The 25,998-nt window shown below is 43.4% G+C and carries 27 protein-coding genes and 1 pseudogene; 13 read left to right on the top strand and 15 right to left on the bottom strand.

Features of this window, described 5'->3' with window-relative positions:
* Positions 1-284: 284 nt before the first annotated feature.
* Positions 285-878: a hypothetical protein gene (locus MgSA37_RS08915; protein WP_096351326.1), complete on the top strand. Its 594-nt coding sequence runs from the start codon at positions 285-287 to the stop codon at positions 876-878.
* 24 nt (positions 879-902) lie between these two features.
* On the opposite strand, the gene MgSA37_RS28170 is transcribed toward MgSA37_RS08915, so the two are convergent.
* Entirely contained in the window at positions 903-1,055 is a 153-nt protein-coding gene (locus tag MgSA37_RS28170) for a hypothetical protein (RefSeq protein WP_157750502.1), read from the bottom strand.
* Between the two features lie 84 nt (positions 1,056-1,139).
* Between MgSA37_RS28170 and MgSA37_RS08910 the strand changes: the two genes are divergently transcribed.
* Complete coding sequence (locus tag MgSA37_RS08910; RefSeq protein ID WP_096351324.1) at positions 1,140-2,183, top strand: NAD(P)-dependent alcohol dehydrogenase; 1,044 nt, start codon at positions 1,140-1,142, stop codon at positions 2,181-2,183.
* A 211-nt stretch (positions 2,184-2,394) separates the two neighbouring features.
* Here MgSA37_RS08910 and MgSA37_RS08905 read toward each other — a convergent pair whose 3' ends face one another.
* Positions 2,395-3,282: a hypothetical protein gene (locus MgSA37_RS08905; protein WP_096351323.1), complete on the bottom strand. Its 888-nt coding sequence runs from the start codon at positions 3,280-3,282 to the stop codon at positions 2,395-2,397.
* A gap of 296 nt (positions 3,283-3,578) precedes the next feature.
* Here MgSA37_RS08905 and MgSA37_RS08900 point away from each other — a divergent pair, with 296 nt between their 5' ends.
* The 3 genes from MgSA37_RS08900 (at position 3,579) to MgSA37_RS08890 (ending at position 6,466) form a co-directional block, all read left to right on the top strand.
* Entirely contained in the window at positions 3,579-3,956 is a 378-nt protein-coding gene (locus tag MgSA37_RS08900; RefSeq protein WP_096351321.1) for an iron chaperone, read from the top strand.
* 271 nt (positions 3,957-4,227) lie between these two features.
* The gene (locus tag MgSA37_RS08895) at positions 4,228-5,070 is read left to right on the top strand and encodes a tRNA pseudouridine synthase A (RefSeq protein ID WP_232010816.1); all 843 of its coding nucleotides are present in this window, start codon (positions 4,228-4,230) and stop codon (positions 5,068-5,070) included.
* Between the two features lie 82 nt (positions 5,071-5,152).
* Positions 5,153-6,466 carry a DEAD/DEAH box helicase gene (locus tag MgSA37_RS08890; RefSeq protein ID WP_096351318.1) on the top strand — a complete coding sequence of 438 codons (1,314 nt, stop codon included), beginning with the start codon at positions 5,153-5,155 and terminating at the stop codon, positions 6,464-6,466.
* Between the two features lie 35 nt (positions 6,467-6,501).
* On the opposite strand, the gene MgSA37_RS08885 is transcribed toward MgSA37_RS08890, so the two are convergent.
* From MgSA37_RS08885 to MgSA37_RS08865, 5 genes are all read right to left on the bottom strand, one after another.
* Positions 6,502-6,729 (bottom strand): VF530 family protein, encoded by a 228-nt coding sequence (locus MgSA37_RS08885; protein WP_096351316.1) that lies wholly within the window; start codon positions 6,727-6,729, stop codon positions 6,502-6,504.
* A gap of 106 nt (positions 6,730-6,835) precedes the next feature.
* A complete protein-coding gene (locus MgSA37_RS08880) occupies positions 6,836-7,261 on the bottom strand; it encodes an SRPBCC family protein (RefSeq protein WP_096357351.1) in 426 nt (141 codons plus the stop codon).
* A 27-nt stretch (positions 7,262-7,288) separates the two neighbouring features.
* Positions 7,289-7,732, bottom strand: a complete 444-nt coding sequence (locus MgSA37_RS08875) for an SRPBCC family protein (protein WP_096351315.1) — start codon at positions 7,730-7,732, stop codon at positions 7,289-7,291.
* 5 nt (positions 7,733-7,737) lie between these two features.
* Positions 7,738-8,076 carry an ArsR/SmtB family transcription factor gene (locus MgSA37_RS08870; protein ID WP_096351313.1) on the bottom strand — a complete coding sequence of 113 codons (339 nt, stop codon included), beginning with the start codon at positions 8,074-8,076 and terminating at the stop codon, positions 7,738-7,740.
* 177 nt (positions 8,077-8,253) lie between these two features.
* A complete protein-coding gene (locus MgSA37_RS08865) occupies positions 8,254-8,913 on the bottom strand; it encodes a YdeI/OmpD-associated family protein (protein ID WP_096351312.1) in 660 nt (219 codons plus the stop codon).
* Between the two features lie 159 nt (positions 8,914-9,072).
* Between MgSA37_RS08865 and MgSA37_RS08860 the strand changes: the two genes are divergently transcribed.
* Positions 9,073-9,681: an HAD family hydrolase gene (locus MgSA37_RS08860; protein WP_096351310.1), complete on the top strand. Its 609-nt coding sequence runs from the start codon at positions 9,073-9,075 to the stop codon at positions 9,679-9,681.
* Positions 9,682-9,747: 66 nt separating this feature from the next.
* Entirely contained in the window at positions 9,748-11,319 is a 1,572-nt protein-coding gene (locus MgSA37_RS08855) for a S41 family peptidase (protein WP_096351309.1), read from the top strand.
* Between the two features lie 179 nt (positions 11,320-11,498).
* On the opposite strand, the gene smc is transcribed toward MgSA37_RS08855, so the two are convergent.
* The gene (gene smc, locus MgSA37_RS08850; protein WP_096351307.1) at positions 11,499-15,095 is read right to left on the bottom strand and encodes a chromosome segregation protein SMC; all 3,597 of its coding nucleotides are present in this window, start codon (positions 15,093-15,095) and stop codon (positions 11,499-11,501) included.
* A 661-nt stretch (positions 15,096-15,756) separates the two neighbouring features.
* On the opposite strand from smc, the gene MgSA37_RS08845 reads away from it, so the two are divergent.
* Positions 15,757-16,395, top strand: a complete 639-nt coding sequence (locus tag MgSA37_RS08845) for an NAD(P)-dependent oxidoreductase (RefSeq protein ID WP_096351306.1) — start codon at positions 15,757-15,759, stop codon at positions 16,393-16,395.
* Positions 16,396-16,496: 101 nt separating this feature from the next.
* Here MgSA37_RS08845 and MgSA37_RS08840 read toward each other — a convergent pair whose 3' ends face one another.
* The 7 genes from MgSA37_RS08840 to MgSA37_RS08815 all read right to left on the bottom strand — a co-directional run bounded on the left by MgSA37_RS08840 (position 16,497) and on the right by MgSA37_RS08815 (position 21,365).
* The gene (locus MgSA37_RS08840; protein ID WP_096351304.1) at positions 16,497-17,282 is read right to left on the bottom strand and encodes a PhzF family phenazine biosynthesis protein; all 786 of its coding nucleotides are present in this window, start codon (positions 17,280-17,282) and stop codon (positions 16,497-16,499) included.
* A gap of 4 nt (positions 17,283-17,286) precedes the next feature.
* A complete protein-coding gene (locus MgSA37_RS08835) occupies positions 17,287-17,952 on the bottom strand; it encodes an ATP-binding cassette domain-containing protein (RefSeq protein ID WP_157750501.1) in 666 nt (221 codons plus the stop codon).
* Complete coding sequence (locus tag MgSA37_RS28165; RefSeq protein ID WP_157750500.1) at positions 17,927-18,286, bottom strand: hypothetical protein; 360 nt, start codon at positions 18,284-18,286, stop codon at positions 17,927-17,929. Before MgSA37_RS28165 ends, MgSA37_RS08835 begins: the two co-directional genes overlap by 26 nt.
* Before the next feature lie 83 nt (positions 18,287-18,369).
* Positions 18,370-19,230 (bottom strand): sigma-70 family RNA polymerase sigma factor, encoded by an 861-nt coding sequence (locus tag MgSA37_RS08830; RefSeq protein WP_094570678.1) that lies wholly within the window; start codon positions 19,228-19,230, stop codon positions 18,370-18,372.
* A gap of 158 nt (positions 19,231-19,388) precedes the next feature.
* Complete coding sequence (locus tag MgSA37_RS08825) at positions 19,389-20,228, bottom strand: MBL fold metallo-hydrolase (protein ID WP_096351301.1); 840 nt, start codon at positions 20,226-20,228, stop codon at positions 19,389-19,391.
* A 92-nt stretch (positions 20,229-20,320) separates the two neighbouring features.
* Entirely contained in the window at positions 20,321-20,620 is a 300-nt protein-coding gene (locus MgSA37_RS08820) for a hypothetical protein (RefSeq protein WP_096351300.1), read from the bottom strand.
* A gap of 91 nt (positions 20,621-20,711) precedes the next feature.
* Positions 20,712-21,365 carry an ABC transporter ATP-binding protein gene (locus MgSA37_RS08815; RefSeq protein WP_096351298.1) on the bottom strand — a complete coding sequence of 218 codons (654 nt, stop codon included), beginning with the start codon at positions 21,363-21,365 and terminating at the stop codon, positions 20,712-20,714.
* A 173-nt stretch (positions 21,366-21,538) separates the two neighbouring features.
* Here MgSA37_RS08815 and sucC point away from each other — a divergent pair.
* The 5 genes and pseudogenes from sucC to dnaJ all read left to right on the top strand — a co-directional run.
* Positions 21,539-22,735: pseudogene (gene sucC, locus MgSA37_RS08810) on the top strand (ADP-forming succinate--CoA ligase subunit beta); the annotation flags it as partial.
* Between the two features lie 138 nt (positions 22,736-22,873).
* Entirely contained in the window at positions 22,874-23,083 is a 210-nt protein-coding gene (locus tag MgSA37_RS08805) for a fructose-6-phosphate aldolase (protein ID WP_096351295.1), read from the top strand.
* A 114-nt stretch (positions 23,084-23,197) separates the two neighbouring features.
* Positions 23,198-23,881: a cell division ATP-binding protein FtsE gene (locus tag MgSA37_RS08800; protein WP_096351293.1), complete on the top strand. Its 684-nt coding sequence runs from the start codon at positions 23,198-23,200 to the stop codon at positions 23,879-23,881.
* A gap of 223 nt (positions 23,882-24,104) precedes the next feature.
* A complete protein-coding gene (locus MgSA37_RS08795) occupies positions 24,105-24,668 on the top strand; it encodes a nucleotide exchange factor GrpE (protein WP_096357349.1) in 564 nt (187 codons plus the stop codon).
* A gap of 127 nt (positions 24,669-24,795) precedes the next feature.
* Complete coding sequence (gene dnaJ / locus MgSA37_RS08790) at positions 24,796-25,965, top strand: molecular chaperone DnaJ (RefSeq protein ID WP_096351292.1); 1,170 nt, start codon at positions 24,796-24,798, stop codon at positions 25,963-25,965.
* Positions 25,966-25,998: the final 33 nt, after the last annotated feature.

Below are 25,998 nucleotides of genomic sequence, written 5' to 3'. Positions count from 1 at the left end.
AGGTCCATGGTCGATGGACCATAGTCCATGGTAAAAAAGCCGTGGCCCGTGCGATTCCTTCCCCGAGGGGAGGGAAGGAAGGGGTAAACGGGTGCTAAGAATGAAAGATAGTTTTTAATTGAACAGAAAAACCATCTTTCGGCTTTCCGGACTTTCGGACTTAAAAAAATCAATTATATGTGAACGGCATTTGCCGGGCTACCCCGCTTTAAATTAATTTTCGTCAATCGATTATCAATAGCAACTGATAAAGGTGCATATTTGTATAACCGGATCTCACAAATATGGAATTAAAACCTGTTATACACCAACATGACAGCCTGAATTTCGAAGCATCGAATGCGCTCATGAATGTGATAGCCTTTTTTAAAGGGCGGCTGCTGGGAACTATGGTTCCCTTATGGGGTATCTATTTGATTTGGTCGTCAAACCTTTTTAGGGCATGCGGAAATACAATAAACCTACTTTATTTTATGGCGGAAATGATCTTAACGGCAGTTACGGTTTTTGTTTCTTATAGCCTGGTCAACAGGATCAGGCTTATCGTTTTAACGATTGGCAGGCAGGTATCTATTACAAATGAAGAAATTGCCATTACAACTTTTGCCTTTAACCTGCGGTTTTGGAATAAGAAGCAGCCCTCTACCTTGGTATTTAAGATAAATGAATTAAAAATTCGAAAAACAGATAATCCTTTAAGATTTATCAGGATTTCTGAGAACTTTAATTACAGGGTATTTGAGCTGCGGGATAAAACCATAACAGCATATGTCATATTTGACTATTTTGATGCGCTTTTAAAGGAAAAACTAACAGAGATATTGGTTGAAGTAACTCCGCCGGAACTATTAATGCCGGGGAGGCTCAGGCATTATTAAACGATTACCTCACCTGCAACACCACTACCGCGGCTCCTCCACCAAATACGCCGTTTCATTAGTCACCGGGGCATTCTCCAGCGTAATATCCAGCCCGGCGCCCGGCCAGATATTGGCCCAGTTGTTTCCACGGGCCGCACCTATGAAAAACAGGCAATATAAAAACATGTATTTCATCAGCAAAATGTAACTTATTAAACTAAACAACCCAGCCCATTTTGCTGTTAGTATATTCGCAACTCCAACAAACACTAACTTACTATGATAACAACCAAAGCTTATGCTGCGCAGGATGAAAAAACTCCGCTGGCACCCTGGACATTTGAACGCCGCGAAGTAGGCCCGCATGATGTTCAGTTCGATATTTTATACTGCGGCGTTTGCCACTCCGATCTTCACCAGATCAAAAACGACTGGTTTCCCGGTATTTTCCCAATGGTACCCGGTCACGAAATTGTGGGCCGCATTGTAAAAGTTGGCGACCACGTGAAAAAATTTAAAGTAGGCCAACTGGCCGGTACCGGTTGCATGGTAGACTCGTGCCGCGTTTGCGAAAACTGCAAGCGTGACCTGGAACAATATTGCCTCAACGGCAGCTCGCAAACTTATAACGGTTTAGAGCAGGATGGCAAAACACCTACCTATGGCGGTTACTCGAACACCATTGTGGTTAACGAAGATTTTGTACTCCACATTTCGGAAGGGCTAAACCTTGCCGCAGTGGCGCCTTTGTTGTGTGCCGGTATCACCACTTATTCGCCATTGAGGCACTGGAAAGTGGGCAAGGGGCATAAACTGGCCGTGCTTGGCCTTGGTGGACTGGGCCATATGGCGGTTAAATTTGGCGTCGCTTTCGGCGCTGATGTAACCGTATTAAGCACATCGCCTAAAAAAGAGGCCGACGCCAAAAAGCTTGGCGCTCACCATTTTGTAGTTACTACAGACGAGGCGCAGGTAAAAGCTGCACGGGGCACCTTCGACTTTATCCTGGATACAGTATCCGCTGAACATGATTTTAACATGTACCTGGGATTACTGAGAACTGACGGTGTGCATATTTGCGTTGGCGTACCGCCAAAACCGGCCGAAATAGCCGCGTTTAGTTTGCTTGGCGGCCGCAAAAGCCTTGCCGGCTCAGGCATTGGCGGCATTAAGGAAACCCAGGAAATGCTGGATTTCTGCGCCGAAAACAATATCGTATCGGATATTGAAATGATTGATATCAAAGATATCCAAACCGCTTATGACCGTATGGTAAAAGGCGACGTGCGTTACCGCTTTGTCATCGACATGGCTACCTTATAATATTGATATCCCCGGAGGGAGGATTATTTTCTCCGGGGATTATTAGGTTAAGTCGTTAGCTCTGCTAACCTTTTAACTTAACCCGGCATAGCAGTGGTTATTTATTGTGCAAAGCAGCAATGGAAACCATCGCTGCTAATACAAACAAGATTACTTTTCTTATAGGGGTATTATTTATAGCTAACGGGCCACCCATTTTGCCAATGTTTAATTACCTGGCTAAGGTAATGGTTTGCGTAGTTACGCCGAATGTTATGGTCGCCAGGTTATCGCAGGTACCTGGCCCAAAATCAAGCGTTCCTTTTAACTTGTTATCCGTAAATGCAATAGTGCCGCTGGTAATATCCTTGCAATCGGTTGATTTAACCAGGGGGTTGGTAATATTGGCGGTGATAGTACCTGTGCTGGTATTGTGATAGCTGAAGTTCCCGGTCACCTGGTAAGTATCATCCGTAATGGTTGATGTACCGATCCCAGCTACCTGGGTAAAGGTTTCTGTTCCGCTGTAGGTTGCTGTGGTTCCATCAGGTTGTGTAATACTGCCGTTGCTTACGGTTATATTATAATTTACACCAGCTCCGGCAACCAGTTTCGGTGTCATAGCATAAGTGCCGTTAATTTGATATCCGTTTACCGAATAGTTATTATAGGTAACAGAAATAACACTGCCTGCAACGCGGATCTCTCCGGTAAGATTTACAATAATCTGTCCTTTGCGCACCACCCCATTTGGCGATGTTACACCTGTACGATAATCAATGGTCATGGTTTTTGGAAAAACAGAAGGATCGGCCGGAACAACGGTGATAGTGGCACCGGCAGTAGTGGTAAAGCTGGCATTTTGGGCGGTAAGCGAATTGGTGGTGATGGTACCACCCGTTGAATTAACACTCAGGTTACTTTGCTCGCTGCTTTGGGTAACCACATCGAAGGAATCATCAAATACCATTTCGGATGCGGTAGCTGATGAAGACGCGCTTATTGCGGCAGTGTCGGATGTGCCGGAGGTAGCGTCACCGGACTTTTTACAGGCGTTTAAGCTCAGGGCCATAACTGATGCTGTAAACATCAGGGTCATAATTGTTTTTTTCGTTTTCATGTTTAAATTTTGTGTTGATCGTGATTTTCTGTTTCTTAAGTATGATGTAAAACTGGCGCTTATCGTTGTGTAAGAAGGCCGATATTATGGTGAAACGGAAAATTGTGCAGGTGAATTGATCGGAAGGAAAGGTTAGAGGCAAATTTGCCCCGGGAATCCGAAAAATTATTCAGGGTTGCTTTTGAGTGTCATAAAACACCCTTCAAAATGGCATTAATGCACATCAATATTATTTGATGCAATAGTTATGTTTGAATTGTCAAATCCACTTCATACATTGAATTAAAATCAGCAAAATGGAAGCAGGCGTAAAATTTAAAACAGTAAACGAATATTTTTCGTCTTTCCCTGAAAGTACAAGGGAAATTTTAGAGGTAATGCGTAGTACCATCAAACAGGAAGCACCAAACGCACAGGAAGTGATCAGCTATAATATGCCCGCGTTTAAAGCGAATGGCGTATTGGTTTATTATGCTGCGTACCAGGGGCATGTTGGTTTTTATCCAACTTCAACCCCTATCGAGGTGTTTAAGCAAGAACTCACAGCCTACAAATTTTCAAAAGGCGCTATTCAGTTCCCGATTGACCACCCGCTGCCTGTCGACCTGATCCGCCGGATGGTAAAGTTCAGGGTGCAGCAGGATTCGGAAAAAGCCGGGAAGAAAAAGTTTTAGGACGGGGAAACCGTGTTTAAAATTGCCACTTGTTTTTAGGGCGATGTATTGATAAGACCAGGCTGAAGTCATCAGCCCCCGGGGCCATCTGAACCACCCGATACAGATAAATACAACTGGGACACCTGGTACACTAATAAATTCGGCAATTTATTTGGATTTATCAAGAAATTTATCTATAATTCTCCTCGTCTGGCGAAAAATCCCAACCCGTTATTTTTAACCCGAGCTCCATGTAGTTAGGGTGCAATTGCCAAAATACCACCCAGAAATGGTAAATTTGCACTTCAATCAAAAAAGACACTTGAGGTACTTCTTCCACATCGCCTATCATGGCACGCATTATAACGGATGGCAAAAACACCCGGGGATGCACAGCGTGCAGGAAGTACTGGAAAGCGCACTCAGCCGGATATTGAAGAAGCAGGTGGCAATTATAGGCTGCGGACGAACGGATGCAAAAGTACATGCCGGCCAGTTTTTTTTTCATACTGATTTAGATGACGATTGGGATTTCGACCTGTTTTTCAGGCTGAACAAGATCCTGCCGGATGACATTGCCATTTTCGATATTATCCCCATGCAAGGACTGCCGCATGCCAGGTTTGATGCTATCCAACGGTCATACGACTATTACATACATACTTATAAAGACCCTTTTTTAAGCCAGTTCAGTTCGTTTTATCCTGAAAAAGATCCCGGTCTTGATAAAATGAAGGCCGCAGTGGCCCTGCTGCCGCTTTATACTGATTACAGGGCCTTTTGCAAATGCCCTGACAAGATTGATCATACGCTTTGCTATATTTCATCAGCCGGTTTGTATGCCAGCGCTGACGGAAGCAGACTGAGGTTTAATATCTCCGCCAACCGTTTTCTAAGTAAAATGATCAGGATCATCGTCGGGCGCCTGGTTGATATTGGCCGTGGTGAAATGAGCGTAGATGAATTTGAACATTACCTGGCAAACGGTGAAACGCCGCAAGTAATTATCCCGGCTTACCCACAGGGGCTTTACCTGTCGAAGGTTACTTACCCCTACCTGGATCTTCCTGCCATAACCTCCTATTCCGGCGGACTTCGTAACGTTGCTAATGCAGACTGGCTGGCTGTTTAGCTGCTGATTATAAGCTATTTATCGGGGATACAGAAAATCACTATAAAAAGGGTAAATTTGCCCTCCTTAAAAAACGAATGGTATGGCGTGGTCAGAAAAATTAAAGCTGAATAAAAGTTTGCTCAGTAAAGTAAACGGATTGGGATATGAGTCCCCTAAAGAAATTCAGCAAAAAACATTGGCGCGCATTTATGGCGGGCAGGACCTTATTGCGATAGGCCCTGAAGGCTGCGGCAAAACCACTACTTACGTTTTGTCGGTTTCAAATCGCTTAGGGTATTCGCCGGAAGGTGTACCAAGGGTGCTGATACTGGTGCCAACCAAAGAGCATGTGCTGGATGTAATTACCCGTTTTGAAGAACTGAATAAAAACAAGTACCTGCAATTAGTAGGCCTGTATGCCGCCCCCGGCACCGAAAGCCAGATGAACGCCCTGGCTGATGGGGCCGACATTGTAGTTGCCACGCCTGACAGGGCACGTTCCATCTACCTTAAACTCGGCCTCAATCTCAATAAGATCGAATTGTTGATCATTGACGATGCCGACCAGATTGTAAAACAGGGACTACAACTACCTGTAGCCGAACTGGCTAATAGCATTACCAAAGCGCAGCACCTGGTTTTTACCGAGGTAATGCACGATAAGCTGCAAAAAATGATCAGTCCATTTATGGAAAACGCGGCACTTGTCGAGATTGAAGAAATTGCGGAAAGTAAAATAGAAACCCTGCCGCAGGTATTGTATCATGTACCCAATTTCATCACTAAGCTCAACCTGCTGAACCTATTTATGCAGGATGATGAATTGTTTACTAAAACCATTGTATTTGTAAATACGCGCCAAACGGCTGAAAAGATCTATAAAACGCTGCAAAACAGGCAAAGCACTACAGTAGCAATATATAACTCATGGTCGATAGAATTTAAGGGGATAGCGCATATAGAAGAATTTAAAGAATCGGAACAGGCAAGGATCCTGATCATCGCGGACGACAAAACACAACCGCAGGATCTGACAGACATTCCGTTTTTGATCCACTTTGAGCTACCGGCCGAAAAAGAGATTTTCATTCAGCGCGTCACCCCCAAGGCCCCCATGAATGATGAAGAAGAAACCCTGGCTTTAACATTTGCCACCGACCTTGAACTAACCCTGGTAAAAAGAATTGAGCAGGCCACCGGCAAAAAAATACCTTTGGGCGAATTACCTGCAGACCTGGTGATCGAGCAGGAGAAAAAAACTTCAGCAGCAGAAGAAAAACAACCCGTAAAACCCAAAGTAACCGCACCGGTTGCCGGCGAAGCCTTTCACCAGAAAAAACCAGAGAACGCTAAAACCTATAATTACAGCTCGGGCCAAAAAGCCAAGATGAATAATAAAAGGAAGCATGGATAGTTATTAGAGACTGGAGATTAGAGATTAGTAGAAATCTAATTGTTTAATAAATAGGGAGTAGATACGTATAACTCTTCTACCTTTTTTCGGGCCCACTCAGTTTTGCGGAGAAATTTCAGGCTCGATTTTATGCTGGGATCGCTGATAAAACAATTGATGCGGATGCGTTCGCCCAATTCGGGCCAGCCGTAATGCGCCACCAGGGCATTCAGTACCATTTCCAGGGTTTTACCATGCAGCGGGTTATTGGGTTGCTCAGCCATCACTGCAAAAATAGCAAAGAATCAGGTAGAGACGCAACACTTTGCGTCTCTAAGTGGCATTTTATGGAGACGCAAAATATTTCGTCTCCACCTGTTCAATTAAAAATCACTCCTTTTCCAGGTATTCCGCCAACGATGTGCCCACAATATGCGTCCAACCCATGGCAAAGTTTGTTCTCGCAAAATCCGGATCTTCCGGAAAAGTTTCCAAACCTGTATGCGTTAGCCTTACTTTGGTTTTATCGCCTTCAGGAAATAACTCCCAGGTAACATAAGATTGTCCTGCATAACCATCGTAACGCCAGCTATGCGTAAGCTTTTCGCCGGGCACTACTTCGGTCACCACGCAAATGTGCAAATAGCTCCGGTCCTCGGGTCCGCCGCTGAAACGGAACTCGAAACCAACTTCGGGTTTAAATGCCTCAAGCTTAAAATACCATTGTTCCATTTTATCCCTGTCGGTAATGGCCTGCCATACTTTTTCTGCCGGGGCATTAAAGATTCTTTCGATTACAAAAGGTGCTGTTTCCATAATCATACATTTTAAATTGAAACCTGTCTATTCTTCAGTTTGTTCTTCAACATATTCTCTAAGCTTAGTGCCCACAAAATCTGTCCACCCTTTAATGAAGTTATCCCTTGACAGGTCAGGATAGAGGTCGCCGCGAAAAGTTTCGATGCCGGTATGAGTTAAAACAAGCCTGGTTCCGTCACCATCCGGGAACAATTCCCAGCTAACAACCGAATCGCCGGGGTATCCGCCAAACTTCCACTCATAGCTTATCTTTTTAAAAGGGATAACTTCCTTAATTTTCCAGATATGCGCATACACATTGCCGGGCGTTGCCACATCAAACCTGGTTTCAAAGCCAACTTCGGGTTCAAATTCCTCCAGCATCGGAAAATACCATTGCTGCATTTTTTCAACATCGGTAATGGCTTCCCATACTGCCTTAACAGGCGCGTTATAAGTGCGCTCAACTACAACCGGTTCATTTTTCATTTTTATCAGGTTTTATTGGTGAAGTTCTTATTTATTTCAGCCTCCTTTTCAAGAAAATCGCCCAAAGCGTCCAGTTTCAAATTCCAAAACACCTTATATTTTTCAATCCAGGCAGATACTTCTCCAAATTTTTGCAGGTTGGCCGTACAGTAATGCTCCCTCCCCTGCCGGCTAATGGTAACCAAACCGCACTGGGTAAGAATTTTTATCTGTTTTGAAATGGCGGGGCGGCTGATGGAGAAATTATCGGCGATAGCATTCAAATTTAAAGGATTGTTGGCCAGCAGGTCAATAATCTCTCTCCGCGTCGGGTCGGCAATCGCCTGAAAAACGTCTCGTCTCATAAAAATCAAATACCGGTAACCATTTGGTTACAAATTTAGTGAATGGTTTATTGAGTTGGATTAAGTTGACTAAGTTTTTTTAAAAAATAATGTAAGTTAAACTTTCGCCAATTCACCTTAATCAACCAATCAACTTAATCCAACTCAATAAACCATTCACCAAAACAACAAAACCACCTACTTCTCTGAAGGATTCTTCTTCCCGGCCAAAAGCTTTCCGTTTAGCTTTCCCAGGCGTTCATTACGTGTTTTTTCCTGTTTGGCAGAGAGTACCCAAACGACATACTCTTTTCTATTGCTAAAAGAAAGGCTTTCATAAAATGCCATGGCTGCCGGTGATTCTGACACCACCTGGTGCATATCAGGCGGCATGATGATGTTTCTTTTTTCAAGATCGATAAATTCCGAATATTCGTTCTTTTTAACAGCTTCGTTCCGGAATTCTGACACTTTCGCCAATCCTTCCTGCTTTAAACGGATAGCCGTCCAGGTTTCATCAATACTTGCAGCGGCTACGGTTCTTAGCCCATATTTGGCGGGTTCGTCCCAGCTACCCATCATCTCCAGGTCTGATGAAATGCCCGAGCTTTTTTTGGGATAAGTGACCCAGAAAACAGTATCGGCTTTTAGCAAAGGTGAAACAATCGTTAAACCGGCTTTAAGCTCTCCGCTATTTTTTACAAACAGCTGGATACCATTAAAACTACCCTCGGCTTCAAAAACAGGGATAACGCCTTCGGGCAATGGTTCCAGTACAGAAAGATAATTATCCGGCGCATTATAAAACAGCCAGTTTGTATGGGGTTTAATATGCAGTTTTTTTGAAACGGGGCTCATAACAGTGGCGTATTTATTAATTGGATTAAAAGTTTACAATCAGCCGCAAATTAGCACTTATCCACAGGGTATGAACAAAAATAAAGGATTAATGTAGGCTAAAAAAGGATAAATTGCAGCGCAGAAATTTAATTGTATCAGTTTTCTGAATTTAACGTAATGACTTATACCGACATAGACAAACGTAAAAAAGCATTTATTTTTGAGCTGGACAATGTGCTTTATCCCGAGAAAGACTATTTATTCCAGGTTTATTATCTTTTTGCAAGCCTGCTTGAATACGCGGAACTGATGGAGGCCAAAGAGACAACCGACCTGATGATAAATACGTATAATGAAGAAGGGGCTGCGTTTGTTTTTGACAGGTTGAAAGAAAAGCTGAATGTTGATGAAAAATACCGGGAAAATTTAAACCACTTATTGGTAACAGCCAAGTTGCCTTTAAAGCTGTTGCTTTATAAAAATATGTTAAATTTACTCCAGGAAATTGTTATTGACAGAAAAAAAGTGTTTATTGTGACGAACGGGAATACTGAGCAACAATTAAATAAAATAAAGCAAACAGAGTGGCACGGGCTGGAACAATATTTAATAGCCTATTTTGCTGAAGAGACGATGCCTAAACCTGAACCTGATGTGATCGATCAGTTATTGCGTGATCACAACCTGCAACGACGGGAAATATTGATGATTGAAAACTCCGAAACTGACAGACTTTGTGCAGATGTTTGCGGGATTGATTACATAAACGCCAACGACTTTTTATAAAATAATAAATACCATATAAAGCTTATTTCCGTTAACAAACTGTTTGAGACACAAATAATTCATCATATGAAAAAAATATTTTACGCAGCCCTCATCATTTCGGTCTCTTTAATTGCAGCTTGCAAAAAGAGCTCGAATAGCAAAACCAATACTAACCCAACTGAACCATCAAAAATAGGTACTACCCTGCAATTGGTACAGGATTCGGTATGGCTATACGCCAAAGAAGATTATTTATGGTTTGACCAGCTGCCAAGCTATGCTAATTTTGGCCCAAGGACCTTTACCGACCCGGATGCACTTACAGCGCTTACTAAAGAATTAGATGCCTTGTCGCAGTATGCCATTAACCCGGCAACCGGTGCAGCCTACGAAAAATCTCTTTATAGTGCAGGAACCGCCAAATATTCCTTTATTGATGACGGTTCAGAATCTGCCGCTTTAAACGGTGTAAAAGGCGATTTTGGTTTTGACGTTCAATATAACCAGTGGAACGATCTGCGCGTTGAGTTTGCCTACGCAGGCTCGCCGGCAGGTATAGCCGGGATCCACCGGGGCGACATGATCACCAGCATAAATGGCAGTACCAAAATAACCTACGACTCAGGCACCTACGGCGATGGCAGCGGTACCAATCTTAATTTTGTAAGCAATGCCATATACAACAGCAAAACCATTACATTAGGGTTAACCCGGACCAACGGCACTACTTATACAGCAAGTTTAAACACAGGCAATTACAATGTAAACCCCATTTTAAAAGACACTGTGGTAACAGATTCTGCCGGCCATAAAGTAGGCTATATTGTTTTTAACAGTTTTGTATCTGACGCGGTGGCTGACCCATTGTTGAATGCAGCATTTGCTGACTTTGCAACTGCAGGCATCAGCGACCTTGTTGTTGACTTACGCTACAACGGTGGCGGTTACGTTTCAACAGCTGAACATATTGACAATTTGCTAGTACCTTCAGCTAAGACAGGATCATTGATGTACAATACCTATTATAACAGCAACCTGGTGGCCGGGAATGATCCTTTACTCCACAACCAATGGAGATCAGGTACACCCGACTACAATTATGCCCAGTTTAGCTATACAGTAGCTGACAATGCGGTAAACTTTGCAAAAGTGGGTTCACTTAATATCAACCGCGTCTTTTTTATCATAACAGGGCAAACGGCCTCTGCAAGCGAGTTGACCATTAATAATTTACGCCCCGAAATGGACGTGCAGCTTATTGGCGAACAGAGCTACGGCAAACCTGTGGGCTTTTTTGACATTGATATAAACAAATATATTATGTTCACGCCGGAATTCTCGGTTCAAAACTCTGCAGGCCAGGGTGGCTATTACCAGGGATTTACCCCAGGCACCGGTGGTTACGCAGGTGTAAACGATTACGATGACCTTACCAAAGACTGGGGCGACCCAACGGAAGGTTTATTGGCCGACGCCCTCAGGTATACCTATAAAAGCACTTACATAAAACCCGCTGGTGCTGTTAAAAACCGTGGCTTAAGCCAGGTTTCATTTGCAGCAGCGGCTCCCAAAAGAAACCTGCTAAACAAACATAAATTTATTGGTATGATCGGAAAGAAAACTTCGCTGCTAAATATTTTGAAGAGAAACAAGTAAAAGAGGTTAAGAGATAAAGGTGAAAGGCAAAAGGTTTATTGGGATTACCCCGAATAAGCCTTTTGCCTTTCGCTTTTACTGATAACTCGGGCACGATCTTTCACCTTTCACCTTTCACCTTTCACCTTTCACCTTTCACCTTTCACCTTTCACCTTTCACCTTTCACCTTTCAACTCCTTTAATCCACCAGCTCCCTCAGGTCAACAGGCACTACCCTTGATATCCCCTGTTCAACCATGGTTACGCCGTAAATAATATCGGTACTGGCAATAGTCCGTTTGTTATGAGATATAACGATGAATTGCGATTCGCTAGAAAATTTCCTTATGATGTTATTAAACTTATCGATATTGGTATCATCCAGCGGGGCATCAACCTCATCAAAAATACAGAACGGAGCAGGTTTTAACAGGTAGAGCGAAAACAGGATAGCGGTAGCCGTCAGTGTTTTCTCCCCGCCCGATAATTGATTAATGGATAAAGGCCTTTTCCCCTTCGGCTTGGCAACAATGTCAATATCTGATTCAAGGGGGTGTTGAGGGTCGGTAAGGATCAGGTCGCAGGAATCTTCCTCATTAAACAGCGAACGGAAAACTTTTATAAAGTTCTCGCGTACCAGGACAAATGAAGACATGAACTTTTCCTTCGCTGTATCATCAATTTCCTGTATCGTAGCCAGTAACGACGCCTTGGCATCACTCAAATCTTTTTTCTGCGCCTGGATAAAGGTATAACGTTCGTTCATTTCGTTATAGGCTTCAACCGCCATCGGGTTGATGGCCCCAAAATCATCCAGCTGTTTCTTTAGCTTTTCTGTTTTGTCGCGGATCTCCTGCTCGTCTTCCCCCCCGCCCATTTCAGTTTCCGGCAATTCATGTATATCCACGTTAAACTCAACCGACAACCTTTCTTTTAAAGCATTCAGCTCCAGCTTAAGGTTATTGCGTTCGTCCTTTAGTTCATTTTCAATAACTTCCGCGTTGTCTTTTTGCCGCCGGAGGGCAGTTATTTCATTTTCTGTCTCGGTTATTTTACCGCGCCATTCATAATATTCCTGCTCGGCCTGCCGGGTGGCTTTTTCAAGCTCCTCCTTTTGCGAATACATTTCGATCAGGTCGTCGTCGGAATTATCCGCCATCTGCAAATTCTCCTGGATCGCAATTTTTACTTTCTCCAGTTCAGCACTATTTTGCTTGATGCGCACATCAAGGCTCTCCTGCTGTGTTTCGCGGTAATCAAGGTCCTTTATTAACCCTGATACTTTATTTTGCTGCTGATGGAAGCGGATATTTTCCTGGTTATAGGTATTTGATTGTACCGAAACGTACTCGTTCAGCTCATTAAATTCACCCTGCTTTTCAACCAGCAACTCATTTTGATTTTGCTTTTGTTCCTTCAATTCTTCCAGTTGTGGTTGAAGAACAAGTTTTTCGGCCTTAATGCTTTCTATTTTCCGGGCGATATCTTCCTTTCGGTTAAGGCTGTTTTCAATAAAGGTCTGGTATTGTTCCTGCCGGGTTTTTACGGTTACCAATTCGGTATTCAGCAGGTTCAGCTCATGCTCCTTTTGTTTGATCTCCGCGGCTTTGCCCGATTTCTTCAGAACTGATAAGTTGCTTTCCAATTCTTCAAACCTGCTTTTAAAGCCTGTCAACTCAATATCAATCAGTTTTATTACTTTCAAAAGCGCATCCAGGTTTTTTGCCCTGCCGATACGCTTACCTTCAAACAAACCAACAGAGCCGCCTGCCATGGCGTATCTTGATTTATTAAACTTGCCGCTTTTACCGATGAGCACCACGCCCGGCTGCAATTCAGCATTATTAAGCGCCTGCTCGTTATGGTCATCTATAAGGTAAACATTCTTTAATAGGTGATCGCATAGCGGCTGGTAATGTTTATCTACCTCAATAACATTTAAAGCTGGAATGGCAGCCCCACCCAAACCCTCCCCGGCAGGGAGGGCTTTAATAACTTCATTTTCTAAAGTCTCCCCTACCGGGGGAGATTTAGAGGGGGCCTGGGCCTCGTAGCTGCTCAGCACAAAAAACTGAGCCCGCCCTTGCGTTGCGCTGCTCAATAAATTTATCCCCCTGATGGCATCATTATAGGTCTCTACCACATAATGGTTCATCAAAGGTTCCAGGTAGTTTTCAATGGCTACCCGGTACTCTTCACGGCAAAATAAAATATCACTGAATAAGGGCGCGTTTTTCGACCAGTCTGTATTTTTCTTTAAAAAGCGGATGGACTCAGGGAAACCTTCCAGGTTATCCACCATACTTTTGGTAAGGTTATATTCATTCTGCCGGGCATCCAGCTTCCGGCCTTCCCTGATGATATTTTCCTGCAGCGTCTTAATCTCGTCCTCAATACCCCGGATCTGTCCCTGTAAATTATTTTCAAAGTCGACTGCCTGGCGGTAATCCAGTTCGGCGGTTTCAACCCTAACTTCCAGCCCTGCTACCACTTCATTAAAATGCGAAAGTTCGGCCTCCTTATTGGTGGTATCCTCCATATTCCGCTGGCTCTCCTGTTCAAGCGCCTGCTGCTGAATTTGTAAGATATCAAGATCTTTTTCGGTTTTATAAACCTGGTTTTGCAGCCTTGTATTGATGCCGGTCAGTTCGTTCAATTCATTCCGGCCAGCCGCCTGTTTCTCCCGCAACTCATCAACAGCTGCTTTCAGGTCCGCAACACGGAGCCGGATATTTTCCAGATTTTCGTCCTCCTGTGCTTTTTCTTCTGACAGGCGTTTTATATTATACAAAACGTGGTTCAGCTGGCTTTTATCTTTTTCCAACTCATCTGCCAAACGGGCTTCTTTATCCTGCTGATATTTTAGCTGTTCGTTTTTTATCTTCTTTTCGCTTTCGTATGCCCTTATTCTACTAACATATTCGTTGGTGGCCTTTTGTTGGGTAGACAGGTTTTTTTCTTTGGTGAGGCTATCCAGTTTTTCCTGCTGTAAAACCGCCTCCAGGCTATCAATCCGGGTCACTATGCCCGATTTACCCACCCGGTGTTTTTGTTCCTGCTCCTCAATCCGGCCCAGAGACTCGCTAAACGAAGCGATCCTGAACGAAGCCAGCATTACGCTCAACGATTTATATTGTTCCTTAAGCCGGTAATACCTCTCGGTTTTTTTTGCCTGGTTCTCCAGCGTCTTCAGGTTCTTCTCTATTTCAAAAAGCAGGTCCTCTACCCTTTCAAGGTCGGCCTCAGTGTCTTTTAACTTATTAAAAGTTTGCTTTTTGCGAAGTTTATACTTGGAGATTCCCGATGCCTCTTCGAACAAATTCCGGCGGGATCCTTCTTTATTGGTGATGATCTCATCGATCATTTTTAGTTCGATGATCGAATACGAATCGGCGCCGATACCCGTATCCAGGAACAGATCGGTTATGTCCTTCAACCTGCACTGTACATCATTTAACCGGTACTCACTTTCACCTGTACGATAAAGCCTTCGGGTGAGTGTTACCGTGGTGAAATCAGTGGGTAAAATATTTTTGGTATTATCGAAGGTGAGCGATACTTCGGCCAGGTTAGCGGCTTTACGGCTTTTGGTGCCGTTAAATATCACGTTGTCCATTTTCTCGGAGCGGAGCATCCGCGTACTCTGCTCGCCCAGCACCCAGCGGATAGCATCCACTACATTTGATTTGCCGCAACCATTTGGCCCCACAATAGCAGTAATACCTTCGTTAAAGTTGATGGTAATTTTATCGCCAAAGCTCTTGAAACCTTTGATTTCTAACCGGGTAAGCTGCATTTATTCTTTACTGATCTTAAAAATTTCGAACCTTCAAAGTAATCAAAAAAAAATCATTTTTAAGGATTTTTTTAGCGGTTAGTGATTGGAGATTAGTACGGAAGTCCGAAAAGTACGGAAGTCCGAAAGAAGCTGCAACTAACGTTTCGGCAAAAATAACCTAAGTTATACGGCAGAGATGAGTTTTTACCGAAATGCCGGTTCTGCAACGGATAGTATGGGCATTCAAATGTTTTCTATGGTTATTTCGATCTAAAGCGTTCCACTTTTCCACGCGAAACAGGTGGAACGCTATGAAACACGCTCATTATCAGCATATTTCATATTTTTAAAAATCCAAAATTCATCTAATTAGCTGGTAATCAGTGATTTTATTTCTTTTCTATTTAATAAATAAGCTATAATTATCTGAATATCAACTATTTCACAAATCAGCATTGCTGCTTTCTACTGATTAATCCCGGTTTAAGTTTACACCTGGTCCTGTACAAGAGGTTGCAGGGCCGAAATACCTGGTAAAATTTTCATTTTTTAAACAATATTTTCGGATTGAGGTTAATGGTAAAAGGCGAAAGGTAAAAGCCGGTGTTCGTGTAAAAAGTTTATTAAAATAAACTCCAAACCTTTAACCTTTTACCTTTAACCATCCACCTTTTAAAACATGAAGATAGCAATATTTGGAGCAAGCGGCCGCATTGGCAGCCGGATTGTAAACGAAGCACTCAACCGCGGGCATGCGGTTACGGCCATAGCCCGCCATCCTGAAAATTACACATTTGAGCATCCACACCTGCGGGTTGCCCGGGGCAACCTGTTTGATACGCAGGATGTAGAAGCTGCGGTATTTGACCATGACGCTGTGGTATGCGCCTATAATTTTACCCGTGGCGCGCAGCCGTCTACTTTTTCGGAAATCACAACACCATTATTGAACGGGCTGAAACAGGCCGGCGTAAAACGATTATTGATAGTGGGCGGCGCAGGGAGCCTGGAAGTGTCACCAGGTGTTCAACTGGTTGATACGCCGGATTTTCCGCCTGCATATAAAGCCGCGGCATTAGCGCACCGGGAAGCATTAAAAATATACCAGCAGGAAAAGGATATAGAATGGACCTATTTTAGCCCGGCTGCTGAAATCGTTCCGGGTGAGCGAACCGGAAAATTCCGCACAGGAAAAGATCAACTGATCACCGGCGCCGACGGCCATAGCTGGATCTCGATGGAAGATTATGCAGTGGCGGCTATTGATGAGCTGGAAACCCCGCTGCATGCCAGGGAGAGGTTTACAGTAGGGTATTAATGGAGGTTAAGGGTGAAAGGTAAAAGGCGAAAGGTAAAACGAGTTCTAAGCAACTCCCCATAAATTAAAAACCTTTCAGCTTTCGCCTTTAACCTTTCACCTCAAAAACCAATCTCCCCCCTCAAATACGTCACCGCCTTGCCGCTGATCAGGACCCTGTCGCCATGCAGTTCGCACCATAGCTCGCCTTTACGGGCAGAAAGCTGGTAGGCATGCAACTTATCCTTACCCAGTTTATCGGCCCAGTAAGGTATCAGGTTGCAATGTGCCGAACCGGTTACCGGATCTTCAGGAATACCCGCGCCCGGCGCAAAAAAACGCGATACAAAGTCTGCTTTATCACCTTTTGCCGTTACAATTACGCCAACCGTATCCATTTTTGACAGCGCATAAAAATCAGGCGATATATCCTTAATATCATCTTCCGATTCGTAAACCAAAAAATAATCCCTCGACCGTAAAACTTCCAGCGGTTGCTTTTCTCCCAGGGCCTCTACCAGCCCTATAGGCGGTTCAATGTGGATCGGCGGCCTGGAAGGAAAATCCATCGAATATTTATCACCGTCCTTTTTCACCGTCAATACGCCCGCCTTTACCGTTTCAAAATGAATTTCATCACCTGCAAAACCCAATTCGCTAAATAAAATATGGGCCGAAGCTAAGGTGGCATGGCCGCACAAATCAATCTCATATTCCGGCGTAAACCACCTCAGTTTGTACCCTGTCTCATTTTTTACAAAAAAAGCGGTCTCAGCAAGGTTATTTTCTATCGCAATTTTTTGCATGATTTCATCCGGCAGCCAATTATCCAGCGGACAAATAGCCGCAGGGTTGCCGCCAAAAAGTTGATCGGTAAAGGCATCAGCCTGGTATATCGGAATCGTCATTATCTTATTTTATACCGCTAATATAATGGTAAGTAATTAATTCATCAACATGATTAATTGGTTTGGTACAGCCATTTTCCAAAACAATAAGTTTGTCACTTACGTCCAGCACATTGTAATATTGATGGTCGGTGATGATGATGCCTTTTCTTTTGGCGCAGGCCTTTATTACCGGCTTAAAGTATTCAGTTTGTACCGGCGAAATATGGGTAAATGGTTCGTCGAGCAATATAAAATCTGCTTTATTGTAGATGATCATTAAGGTTTCCAGCATTCTTAACTCTCCGCCTGATAGTTGCCCCACTGTTTTATGGTGATGTTTTTGATAGATTTGCTGATCGGCAAATTCTTCCCAAAACAGTTTGTCGATCATCGTTCTGGCTAACGCGCTGATCTTAATGCCATGGGGCAGGTAATTATGCTGGGGCAAATAAGCGATCCGCCCATCGGCGTAACCGCTATAAATGTATTCGTCGTTGATACTTACGTATTTATAGGAAGGGATGAGCGAACCAAAAATTATCTTTAGTAATGATGATTTACCCGAGCCATTGCGACCCAGCAGCCCCACAATTTCGCCCCGCCTGCATTGAAGAAACACATCCTGCAAAATTTTCCTGTCATTAAATGATAGCTGCACACTATCAACTTTTAAAATGTCCGGCTGCATAAGTAATGAGGTTAAACAGGAAAACTGAAAGGGAATAAAGCAGTGCATCCGCCAGGAGAGCCATAAGAACCACCGATCTCATTCGATAGCCAGCGTTGCGGAAATAGTAGTAAGTCTCTTTTGCACTGTACTGGTGCAGCATAACCGCGCCGGCGAATCCAAATATTTTTGCTATAAAAAGAATGAAGGCATCTATATGCCCAAAGCCGTACCAAACAACCGCAATAGCCAGCAATGTGCAGGCGATATTAAACAGCAGCAGTATTTTGTAAAACTGGAAAGTAATGAAGGATAAAGTTTTCAATAATAATTGCGACAACCTATCAAACAGCATTTCCCCCTGATTATTGTATGAAACCCGTATAAACTAAAAAAGCCACCAGTTTACACTGATGGCTTTTATTAATTCCATTTTTATTATCCTAAATATGATTTCAGGATCTTGCTTCTTGAAGTATGGCGAAGCCTTTGCAATGCCTTATCTTTTATCTGCCTTACACGCTCGCGGGTAAGATTAAATTTCTCGCCGATCTCTTCCAGGGAAAGCGGATGATTGGTGCCTAAACCGAAGAACAATACGATAATTTCGCGCTCGCGTTCGGTAAGGGTTGAAAGGGAACGTTTGATCTCTTCAGACAATGATTCATTAATCAGTATCGAATCGGTATTGGGTTCCTGGTTTTCCAATACATCCAGCAGCGTATTTTCTTCGCCCTGCACAAACGGCGCATCCATAGATACATGGCGCCCTGAATTGCTTAACGTGTCGGAGATTTTATCAACCGTAGTTTCCAGCATATCCGCCAACTCTTCAGGTGAAGGTTCGCGCTCATATTCCTGCTCCAATTTCGAAAATGCTTTGCTGATCTTGCTTAATGAGCCTACCTGGTTCAATGGTAAACGCACTATGCGCGATTGCTCGGCAATAGCCTGCAATATTGACTGGCGGATCCACCATACGGCGTATGAAATGAATTTAAAGCCTTTTGTTTCGTCAAAACGCTTTGCAGCTTTTATCAGGCCAAGGTTACCCTCGTTTATTAAGTCGCCAAGGGTTAAGCCCTGGTTTTGATATTGTTTAGCTACTGAAACCACGAAACGAAGGTTGGTTTTGGTCAAACGCTCTAACGCTGCCTGATCACCTTCCCTGATTTTTTGAGCTAATATTACTTCTTCTTCGGCTGTGATCAGGTCAACTTTACCAATTTCGTGTAAATACTTATCAAGAGATTGCGACTCACGATTGGTAATTGATTGGGTTATTTTGAGTTGTCTCATTTATTTTATTAGCCTCGATTTTTATTTTAGAAATGAACGTGCAAAGGTAGGAAATTGTTGCAAGATTTTTTAACTAATCTTTACATAAAAAAATATTTACATTTTGCTGATTTTATGTGTGTTATTGCACGGTTTTTGTGGTAAAAATTAACCCCTGTTTAAATTTCTTTCAGGTTAAAAGTTTCCTTTAGCCTAATGCCTTTTTCGGTTTGATGTAATGTACAACATTCGTTTACGGGGTCGTGTTCAAGATACAAAATATATCGTTTTTCAATAGCCTCCGTTAAAAAAAGTTTTTTTTCGCGCAAAGTTTTCAGGGGGAACATATCATAAGCCATTACGTATGGCAACGGAATATGCCCCACTGATGGCAGCAGGTCTGCCATGTATAATACGGAATGCCCTTTGTAGTTGATCAAAGGCAGCATCATCGCATCGGTGTGCCCGTAAGCAAATTTTATGCTGATATTGTCCGTAAATTTAAACCCGTCTTCTGCAGGGATAAACTTCAATTGCCCGCTCTCCTGTATAGGTAAAATATTTTCTTTCAAAAACGATGCTTTTTCCCTTTCATTTGGGTTAACGGCCCATTCCCAGTGTTGTTCATTGCTCCAATAGGTGGCATTTTTAAAAGCCGGTGCCAGTTTGTCGCCCTCCCGCACAACAGCCCCGCCAACATGGTCAAAATGCAAATGGGTTAAAAAAACATCCGTTATATCATCGCGGTGAAAGCCCGATTTCGCAAGTGAACTATCCAGGCTGGCGTCACCATGCAAATAATAATGACTAAAAAACCGTTCATCCTGTTTATTGCCGATACCCGTATCTATCAGGATCAGCCTGCCTTCGTCCTCCACCAGCAAACAGCGCATGGCCCAGGTACAAAGGTTGTTTTCGTCAGCCGGGTTAGTGCGGTTCCATATTGTTTTTGGCACCACGCCAAACATGGCGCCGCCGTCTAATTTAAAAAAACCGGTATCTATGGTGTGTAGCTTCATTTATTTGGTCGATAGTCCATAGACCATGGTCCATGGTTATTTTAGTTTTAGTATTTTGCCTTAATTTTACCTTTCCAGCTATGGACCATGGACTATGGTCCATCGACTATAGCGATCCCATATTCATTAAACAAAGTTTCCGACGGCTTCAAATTCACTTTCTCAATTTCAGTTAATACATACAGTGTACTTATGTTTTTATCCAGGCATAAAGTTAACATTTCATGTGCATACGAGTCAGATGCCGGGTTGGGCAGTTTAATCATATTAGCATTCTTCAGCATAAGCGCTGGCAACTCCAGATAATCGCCCAAAATGACATTTTCAGAATTTAAACTGTTTTTAAGTTTATAGGCCTGTGCCGATGTTGCCGCAGTAATTAAAGTATACATTTCTGAAAGTCAATCATTGTAGAAATATTTCATTTGTTGGCAATCTCCTTTTTGCCTCCCTCTCCTTTGGAGAGGGCCGGGATGAGGCTCATTAACTTACGATCAATCCGTCCTTCATCATCACCGTACGGTCCGACAAATCGGCCAGGTCCTGGTTGTGGGTAACAATTACAAACGTCTGGTTAAAATCAGTACGTAACTTTATAAACAACTGGTGTAACTCCAGCGCGTTGGTCGAGTCAAGGTTACCTGACGGTTCGTCGGCAAAAATTATAGCCGGATTATTGATCAGTGCCCGGGCAACAGCTACCCTTTGCTGCTCGCCGCCCGATAGTTCATTGGGTTTATGATTTAATCTTTCGCCAAGGCCAAGCAGTTTCAGCAACTCAACCGCTCTTTTTTCTGCATCCGGCTTCGACGTTCCCGCAATAAAAGCCGGGATACACACATTCTCGATTGCATCAAACTCATCCAGCAAATGATGAAACTGAAATATAAACCCGATCCGCTGGTTGCGGAACGCGCTTAAATTTTTGTTATTCAACCCGCTTACTTCAATGCCATCAATAAAAAGCTTGCCCATATCGGGCCTGTCTAAAGTACCTAATATATTGAGCAAGGTGCTCTTCCCCGCGCCTGAGGCGCCTACTATTGTAACAATCTCGCCTTTTTTCACCTCAAGGTCAACACCTTTCAATATTTCGAGCTGTCCGTATGCTTTATGGATATTTTTGGCTTTGAGCATGGGCAAATGTAGAGATTAGTGATCAGAGATTGGAGATTAGTTGATTTTTTAGCTTGATAAAGTAAACTTTTTTCATTTTCAAATCATCAAATTGCCAAATTTTCAAATTCATCTAATCTCAAACCTCTAATCTCTAAAAACAAAAATGTAGCTTTACGGCAAATTCTTCAAAAGACATGAACATTCACGAATATCAGGGTAAAGCCATATTAAAAAGCTTTGGCGTTAGGGTTCAGGAAGGCATTGTTGCCGATACTGTTGAACAGGCTACTGAAGCTGCAAAAAAAATGAAAGAAGATTACGGTTCAGACTGGGTAGTTGTAAAAGCCCAGATCCATGCCGGTGGCCGCGGTAAAGGCGGTGGCGTTAAATTAGCCAAAAATTTAGAGGAAGTTAAAGAAAAAGCAGGCGCCATTTTGGGCATGCAGCTGGTTACTCCCCAAACCGGGCCCGAAGGTAAGTTAGTAAGAAAAGTATTGGTTGCCCAGGATGTTTATTACCCCGGTGAAAGTGCCACCAAAGAATTTTATATCAGCGTATTGCTCGACAGGGCAAAAGGCCGCAACATTATCATGTATTCAACCGAAGGCGGAATGGATATTGAAGAGGTTGCACACTCAACCCCCGAGCTGATCCATAAGGAAGAAATTGATCCTAAAGTTGGCCTGCAAGGCTTCCAGGCACGTAAAATTGCTTTTAATCTTGGTCTTTCGGGCGATGCGTTTAAGGAAATGGTGAAATTCATCACTGCCTTATATAAGGCTTATGACGCTACTGATTCATCACAATTTGAAATCAACCCGGTTTTAAAAACATCCGACAATAAAATACTGGCGGTTGACGCCAAAGTGAACCTGGATGAAAATGCCTTGTTCCGCCACCCGGATTATGCCGCAATGCGCGATACCGATGAAGAAGACCCGATGGAAGTTGAGGCCGGAAAATCAAACCTTAACTATGTGAAGCTTGACGGTAACGTTGGCTGTATGGTTAACGGTGCAGGTTTAGCCATGGCTACCATGGATATTATAAAACTTGCCGGCGGCGAGCCCGCCAACTTTTTGGACGTAGGCGGAACCGCCAATGCACAAACCGTAAAGGCTGCCTTCAATATCATTTTAAAGGACCCGCACGTAAAAGCCATCCTGATCAATATCTTCGGTGGTATTGTACGTTGCGACCGTGTGGCACAGGGTGTTATTGATGCTTACCACGAAATAGGCAATATCCCGGTACCCATCATCGTTCGTTTACAGGGAACAAATGCTGTTGAAGCAAAACAACTGATTGATAATTCAGGCTTAAAAGTTTACTCGGCCATATTGCTTAAAGAAGCAGCGGAACGGGTGAAGGAAGTTTTGGCTTTATAGTTCATTGGTTCACTGGTTCATTAGTTTATTGGTCTGTTTTGATACCTATGCGCTGGCACAATAATCAAACTGATAACATAGTGAGCCGAAAGACAGGTAATAAACTGTTCACCAATGAACCATTGAACTAATGAACAAATGAACTATCATATCATAAAAGTAAAAGGCGTTGCCAAGATACCCGATTATGTACAGCTGCGGGATGATAAATTTACGCTGCTGGCGTATTTCAGGGTCGACAGGCCGGATAAATCACTTGATAAAGTGGGCCTGCATGATAAAACAGAATATATAATGAATATTATTAAGGACCTGCCTTTCGGGCAGATCCTTAAATTAGAACTTTGAACTTATCATTGGTTCACTGGTTCATTTGTTCATTGGTAGGTAGCGGCTATTCTTCGCTAAGCCAACCAGACAAGACCAATGAACCATTGAACAAATGAACTAATGAACTTCAGTATGACCACAAACACTATTATAAACCTTAGAGGTATAGACATTTACCAGCAAAAGAACCTGGTGCTAAATAATGTTAATCTTCACATAGACAAAGGTGATTTTGTTTGGCTGATCGGGCAAACAGGTTCCGGGAAAAGTAGTTTATTGAAAGTTATTTATGGCGACCTTGCGATATCCACTGGCGACGGCATCGCCTGCGGGTACGATCTTAATCATATCAAATCAAAAGATATCCCTTTCCTTCGCCGCAAACTGGGTATCGTTTTCCAGGATTTCCAGTTATTAACGGACCGCTCTGTTGAGGATAACCTTCAATTTGTGATGCGTGCCACAGGCTGGACCGATAAAAAACTAATTGCGGATAAGGCCCTTGATGTGCTTGAAAAAGTAGGCCTCCGTTCCAAATTAAAAAAAATGCCGCATGAGCTTTCAGGCGGCGAGCAGCAGCGGGTGGTAATTGCCCGCGCCCTGCTTAATGACCCCGAGATCATCCTTGCTGATGAACCAACAGGTAACCTTGACCCTGATACTTCTGAAGAAATTGTGCTGCTGCTGAAACAGATCAGCCAGTCAGGCACTGCCGTTATTGTTGCTACACACGATTACCACATCATCCGCACCTTCCCTTCGCGAATTATTAAATGCGAAAACGGGAAAGTGCTGGAAGACGCCAAGATAGTTTGATTTCGGAATTCGCCTGCCCGCCGCAGGCAGGAATTTTCCATTTCGGATTTATTAAGGTGCAATCGCCGTTGTACCACTCCCTAATGACACAATGACTCAATGACCAAATGACCTCAAAAAGTGTCATTATTTACCCTTGAAAATCAATTGTACTGACACGATGTCGCCTTTAGGTGAATGGCAGGATACTTGATTGGCACTATGAGCTATGAATATTAATGATATGCTGAAGAAAAAAAAGAAAGAAGATATAGAAAATCCGGAAGGGTTGAATGATGCAAATAACGAAAACGGTCAGGCTGTCATTCCCGAGACAGAAGAAATTGAAAATATGCCAACAGCGGCAGATGTTTTAAAAGAAGAACTGGCAACAGCAAATGACAGGTATTTGCGTTTATATGCTGAATTTGATAATTTCAGGAGGCGTACCATCAAAGAACGCGAAGAGGCCAGGAAAATGGAAGGCAAAGATGTGATCGTATCGCTTCTGCCTGTACTGGATGATTTCGACCGTGCTTTGCGATCAATGGAAAACGCGGCAGATGTTGCCCCTGTTAAGGAAGGGGTTAACCTGATACAGAATAAATTAAAGAACACGCTTACGCAGAAAGGGTTAAAACCCATGGAATCCATCGGAAATCCTTTCGACCCTGAATTGCACGAAGCCATCACCAATATCCCTGCCCCTACCGAAGAATGGAAAGGCAAAGTGATTGACGAGATGGAAAAGGGTTATTACCTGAATGATAAGGTGGTTCGTTTCGCAAAAGTAATAGTAGGAAATTAATTAGTGATTTAGAGAATTACTGAATTATTGAATGGCCTTAATTTTCAAAAAATGCGATTCAATAACCCGGTAATTCACCTTTATAAAATTCACTAAATCACTAATTCAATAAATCAATAATTAAAATATGTCTAAAAGAGATTACTACGATGTGCTGGGTGTAGCGAAGGGGGCAGATGCTGACGAGATAAAGAAAGCTTACCGGAAGATGGCCATTAAATTTCACCCTGATAAAAACCAGGGCGATAAAGCCGCTGAAGAAAAGTTTAAGGAAGCTGCTGAAGCATACGAAGTATTAAGTAATCCCGAAAAACGCCAGCGGTACGACCAGTTTGGTCATGCGGCTAACGCACATTCGGCCAATGGTGGCGGATATGGCGGCGGTGCAGGCATGAATATGGATGACATATTCAGCCAGTTTGGCGATATATTCGGCGGCGGCAGCCCGTTCGAAGGATTTTTTGGCGGTGGCCGGCAAGGCGGCAGCCAGGGAGGCCGCAGGGTGGCCCGCGGCAGCAACCTGCGTATTAAAGTAAGGCTAACACTGGAAGAAATTGCCAACGGCGCCGAAAAGAAGATAAAAGTTAACAAGCAGATAGTTTGTAAAACATGCGAAGGTACCGGAGCAAAGGATAAATCATCTTTCCAAACCTGTAAAACCTGCGGTGGCTCAGGCGCGGTACGCAGGGTAACCAATACCATATTGGGCCAGATGCAAACTACCAGCACCTGCCCTACCTGTAACGGCGAAGGTTCAACTATACTGTCAAAATGTACGGTGTGTCATGGTGACGGCGTGGTTCGCGGCGAAGAAACGATCAGCATCAATATCCCGGCCGGTGTAAGCGAAGGCATGCAATTGAGCATGAGCGGCAAAGGCAACGCAGCACCCCGTGGCGGCATGCCTGGCGATTTGATCATCCTGATTGAAGAGATCCCTCATGAAACCTTGAAACGCGATGGGAACAATGTGATCTATGACCTGCACATCAACTTTGTGGATGCTACCTTAGGCACCAGCGTTGAAGTGCCGACCATCGACGGAAAAGTAAAAATAAAAATAGACCCCGGCACCCAGGGCGGTAAAATACTGCGCCTGAAAAGCAAAGGCGTGCCCGAAGTTAACTCCTACCATCGCGGCGACCAGCTGGTTCATATCAACATCTGGACGCCAAAAGCAGTAAGCCGCGAAGAGCGCGAGGTATTGGAGAAACTGCAAAACTCGCCCAACTTTAAACCCAACCCCGGTAAAAATGAGAAATCATTTTTTGAGCGGATGAAGGAATATTTTGAGTAGATTGAAGTCCGAAAGTCGGGAAAGTCAGTAAAG

The sequence above is a fragment of the Mucilaginibacter gotjawali genome, assembly GCF_002355435.1.
In the GTDB taxonomy this organism is placed as follows: domain Bacteria; phylum Bacteroidota; class Bacteroidia; order Sphingobacteriales; family Sphingobacteriaceae; genus Mucilaginibacter; species Mucilaginibacter gotjawali.
The sequence above is the reverse complement of the archived record's forward strand: the minus strand, read 5'-3'. Positions and strand labels throughout refer to the sequence as shown.

What these genes read in the sequence shown, in the direction of transcription:
- MgSA37_RS08820 (WP_096351300.1), bottom strand. Translation starts at nt 20,620, where the DNA reads ATGTATACTTTAATTACTGCGGCAACATCGGCACAGGCCTATAAACTT.
- MgSA37_RS08830 (WP_094570678.1), bottom strand. Translation starts at nt 19,230, where the DNA reads ATGAGACAACTCAAAATAACCCAATCAATTACCAATCGTGAGTCGCAA.
- MgSA37_RS08885 (WP_096351316.1), bottom strand. Translation starts at nt 6,729, where the DNA reads ATGGCTGAGCAACCCAATAACCCGCTGCATGGTAAAACCCTGGAAATG.
- MgSA37_RS08865 (WP_096351312.1), bottom strand. Translation starts at nt 8,913, where the DNA reads ATGAGCCCCGTTTCAAAAAAACTGCATATTAAACCCCATACAAACTGG.
- MgSA37_RS08825 (WP_096351301.1), bottom strand. Translation starts at nt 20,228, where the DNA reads ATGAAGCTACACACCATAGATACCGGTTTTTTTAAATTAGACGGCGGC.
- MgSA37_RS08905 (WP_096351323.1), bottom strand. Translation starts at nt 3,282, where the DNA reads ATGAAAACGAAAAAAACAATTATGACCCTGATGTTTACAGCATCAGTT.
- MgSA37_RS08870 (WP_096351313.1), bottom strand. Translation starts at nt 8,076, where the DNA reads ATGAGACGAGACGTTTTTCAGGCGATTGCCGACCCGACGCGGAGAGAG.
- MgSA37_RS08795 (WP_096357349.1), top strand. Translation starts at nt 24,105, where the DNA reads ATGCTGAAGAAAAAAAAGAAAGAAGATATAGAAAATCCGGAAGGGTTG.
- MgSA37_RS08910 (WP_096351324.1), top strand. Translation starts at nt 1,140, where the DNA reads ATGATAACAACCAAAGCTTATGCTGCGCAGGATGAAAAAACTCCGCTG.
- MgSA37_RS08895 (WP_232010816.1), top strand. Translation starts at nt 4,228, where the DNA reads ATGGTAAATTTGCACTTCAATCAAAAAAGACACTTGAGGTACTTCTTC.
- MgSA37_RS08880 (WP_096357351.1), bottom strand. Translation starts at nt 7,261, where the DNA reads ATGGAAACAGCACCTTTTGTAATCGAAAGAATCTTTAATGCCCCGGCA.
- MgSA37_RS08900 (WP_096351321.1), top strand. Translation starts at nt 3,579, where the DNA reads ATGGAAGCAGGCGTAAAATTTAAAACAGTAAACGAATATTTTTCGTCT.
- MgSA37_RS08835 (WP_157750501.1), bottom strand. Translation starts at nt 17,952, where the DNA reads ATGCAGCCGGACATTTTAAAAGTTGATAGTGTGCAGCTATCATTTAAT.
- dnaJ (WP_096351292.1), top strand. Translation starts at nt 24,796, where the DNA reads ATGTCTAAAAGAGATTACTACGATGTGCTGGGTGTAGCGAAGGGGGCA.
- MgSA37_RS08840 (WP_096351304.1), bottom strand. Translation starts at nt 17,282, where the DNA reads ATGACGATTCCGATATACCAGGCTGATGCCTTTACCGATCAACTTTTT.
- MgSA37_RS28165 (WP_157750500.1), bottom strand. Translation starts at nt 18,286, where the DNA reads ATGCTGTTTGATAGGTTGTCGCAATTATTATTGAAAACTTTATCCTTC.
- MgSA37_RS08800 (WP_096351293.1), top strand. Translation starts at nt 23,198, where the DNA reads ATGACCACAAACACTATTATAAACCTTAGAGGTATAGACATTTACCAG.
- MgSA37_RS08860 (WP_096351310.1), top strand. Translation starts at nt 9,073, where the DNA reads ATGACTTATACCGACATAGACAAACGTAAAAAAGCATTTATTTTTGAG.
- MgSA37_RS08915 (WP_096351326.1), top strand. Translation starts at nt 285, where the DNA reads ATGGAATTAAAACCTGTTATACACCAACATGACAGCCTGAATTTCGAA.
- MgSA37_RS28170 (WP_157750502.1), bottom strand. Translation starts at nt 1,055, where the DNA reads ATGAAATACATGTTTTTATATTGCCTGTTTTTCATAGGTGCGGCCCGT.
- MgSA37_RS08875 (WP_096351315.1), bottom strand. Translation starts at nt 7,732, where the DNA reads ATGAAAAATGAACCGGTTGTAGTTGAGCGCACTTATAACGCGCCTGTT.
- MgSA37_RS08845 (WP_096351306.1), top strand. Translation starts at nt 15,757, where the DNA reads ATGAAGATAGCAATATTTGGAGCAAGCGGCCGCATTGGCAGCCGGATT.
- MgSA37_RS08805 (WP_096351295.1), top strand. Translation starts at nt 22,874, where the DNA reads ATGAACTATCATATCATAAAAGTAAAAGGCGTTGCCAAGATACCCGAT.
- MgSA37_RS08815 (WP_096351298.1), bottom strand. Translation starts at nt 21,365, where the DNA reads ATGCTCAAAGCCAAAAATATCCATAAAGCATACGGACAGCTCGAAATA.
- smc (WP_096351307.1), bottom strand. Translation starts at nt 15,095, where the DNA reads ATGCAGCTTACCCGGTTAGAAATCAAAGGTTTCAAGAGCTTTGGCGAT.
- MgSA37_RS08890 (WP_096351318.1), top strand. Translation starts at nt 5,153, where the DNA reads ATGGCGTGGTCAGAAAAATTAAAGCTGAATAAAAGTTTGCTCAGTAAA.
- MgSA37_RS08855 (WP_096351309.1), top strand. Translation starts at nt 9,748, where the DNA reads ATGAAAAAAATATTTTACGCAGCCCTCATCATTTCGGTCTCTTTAATT.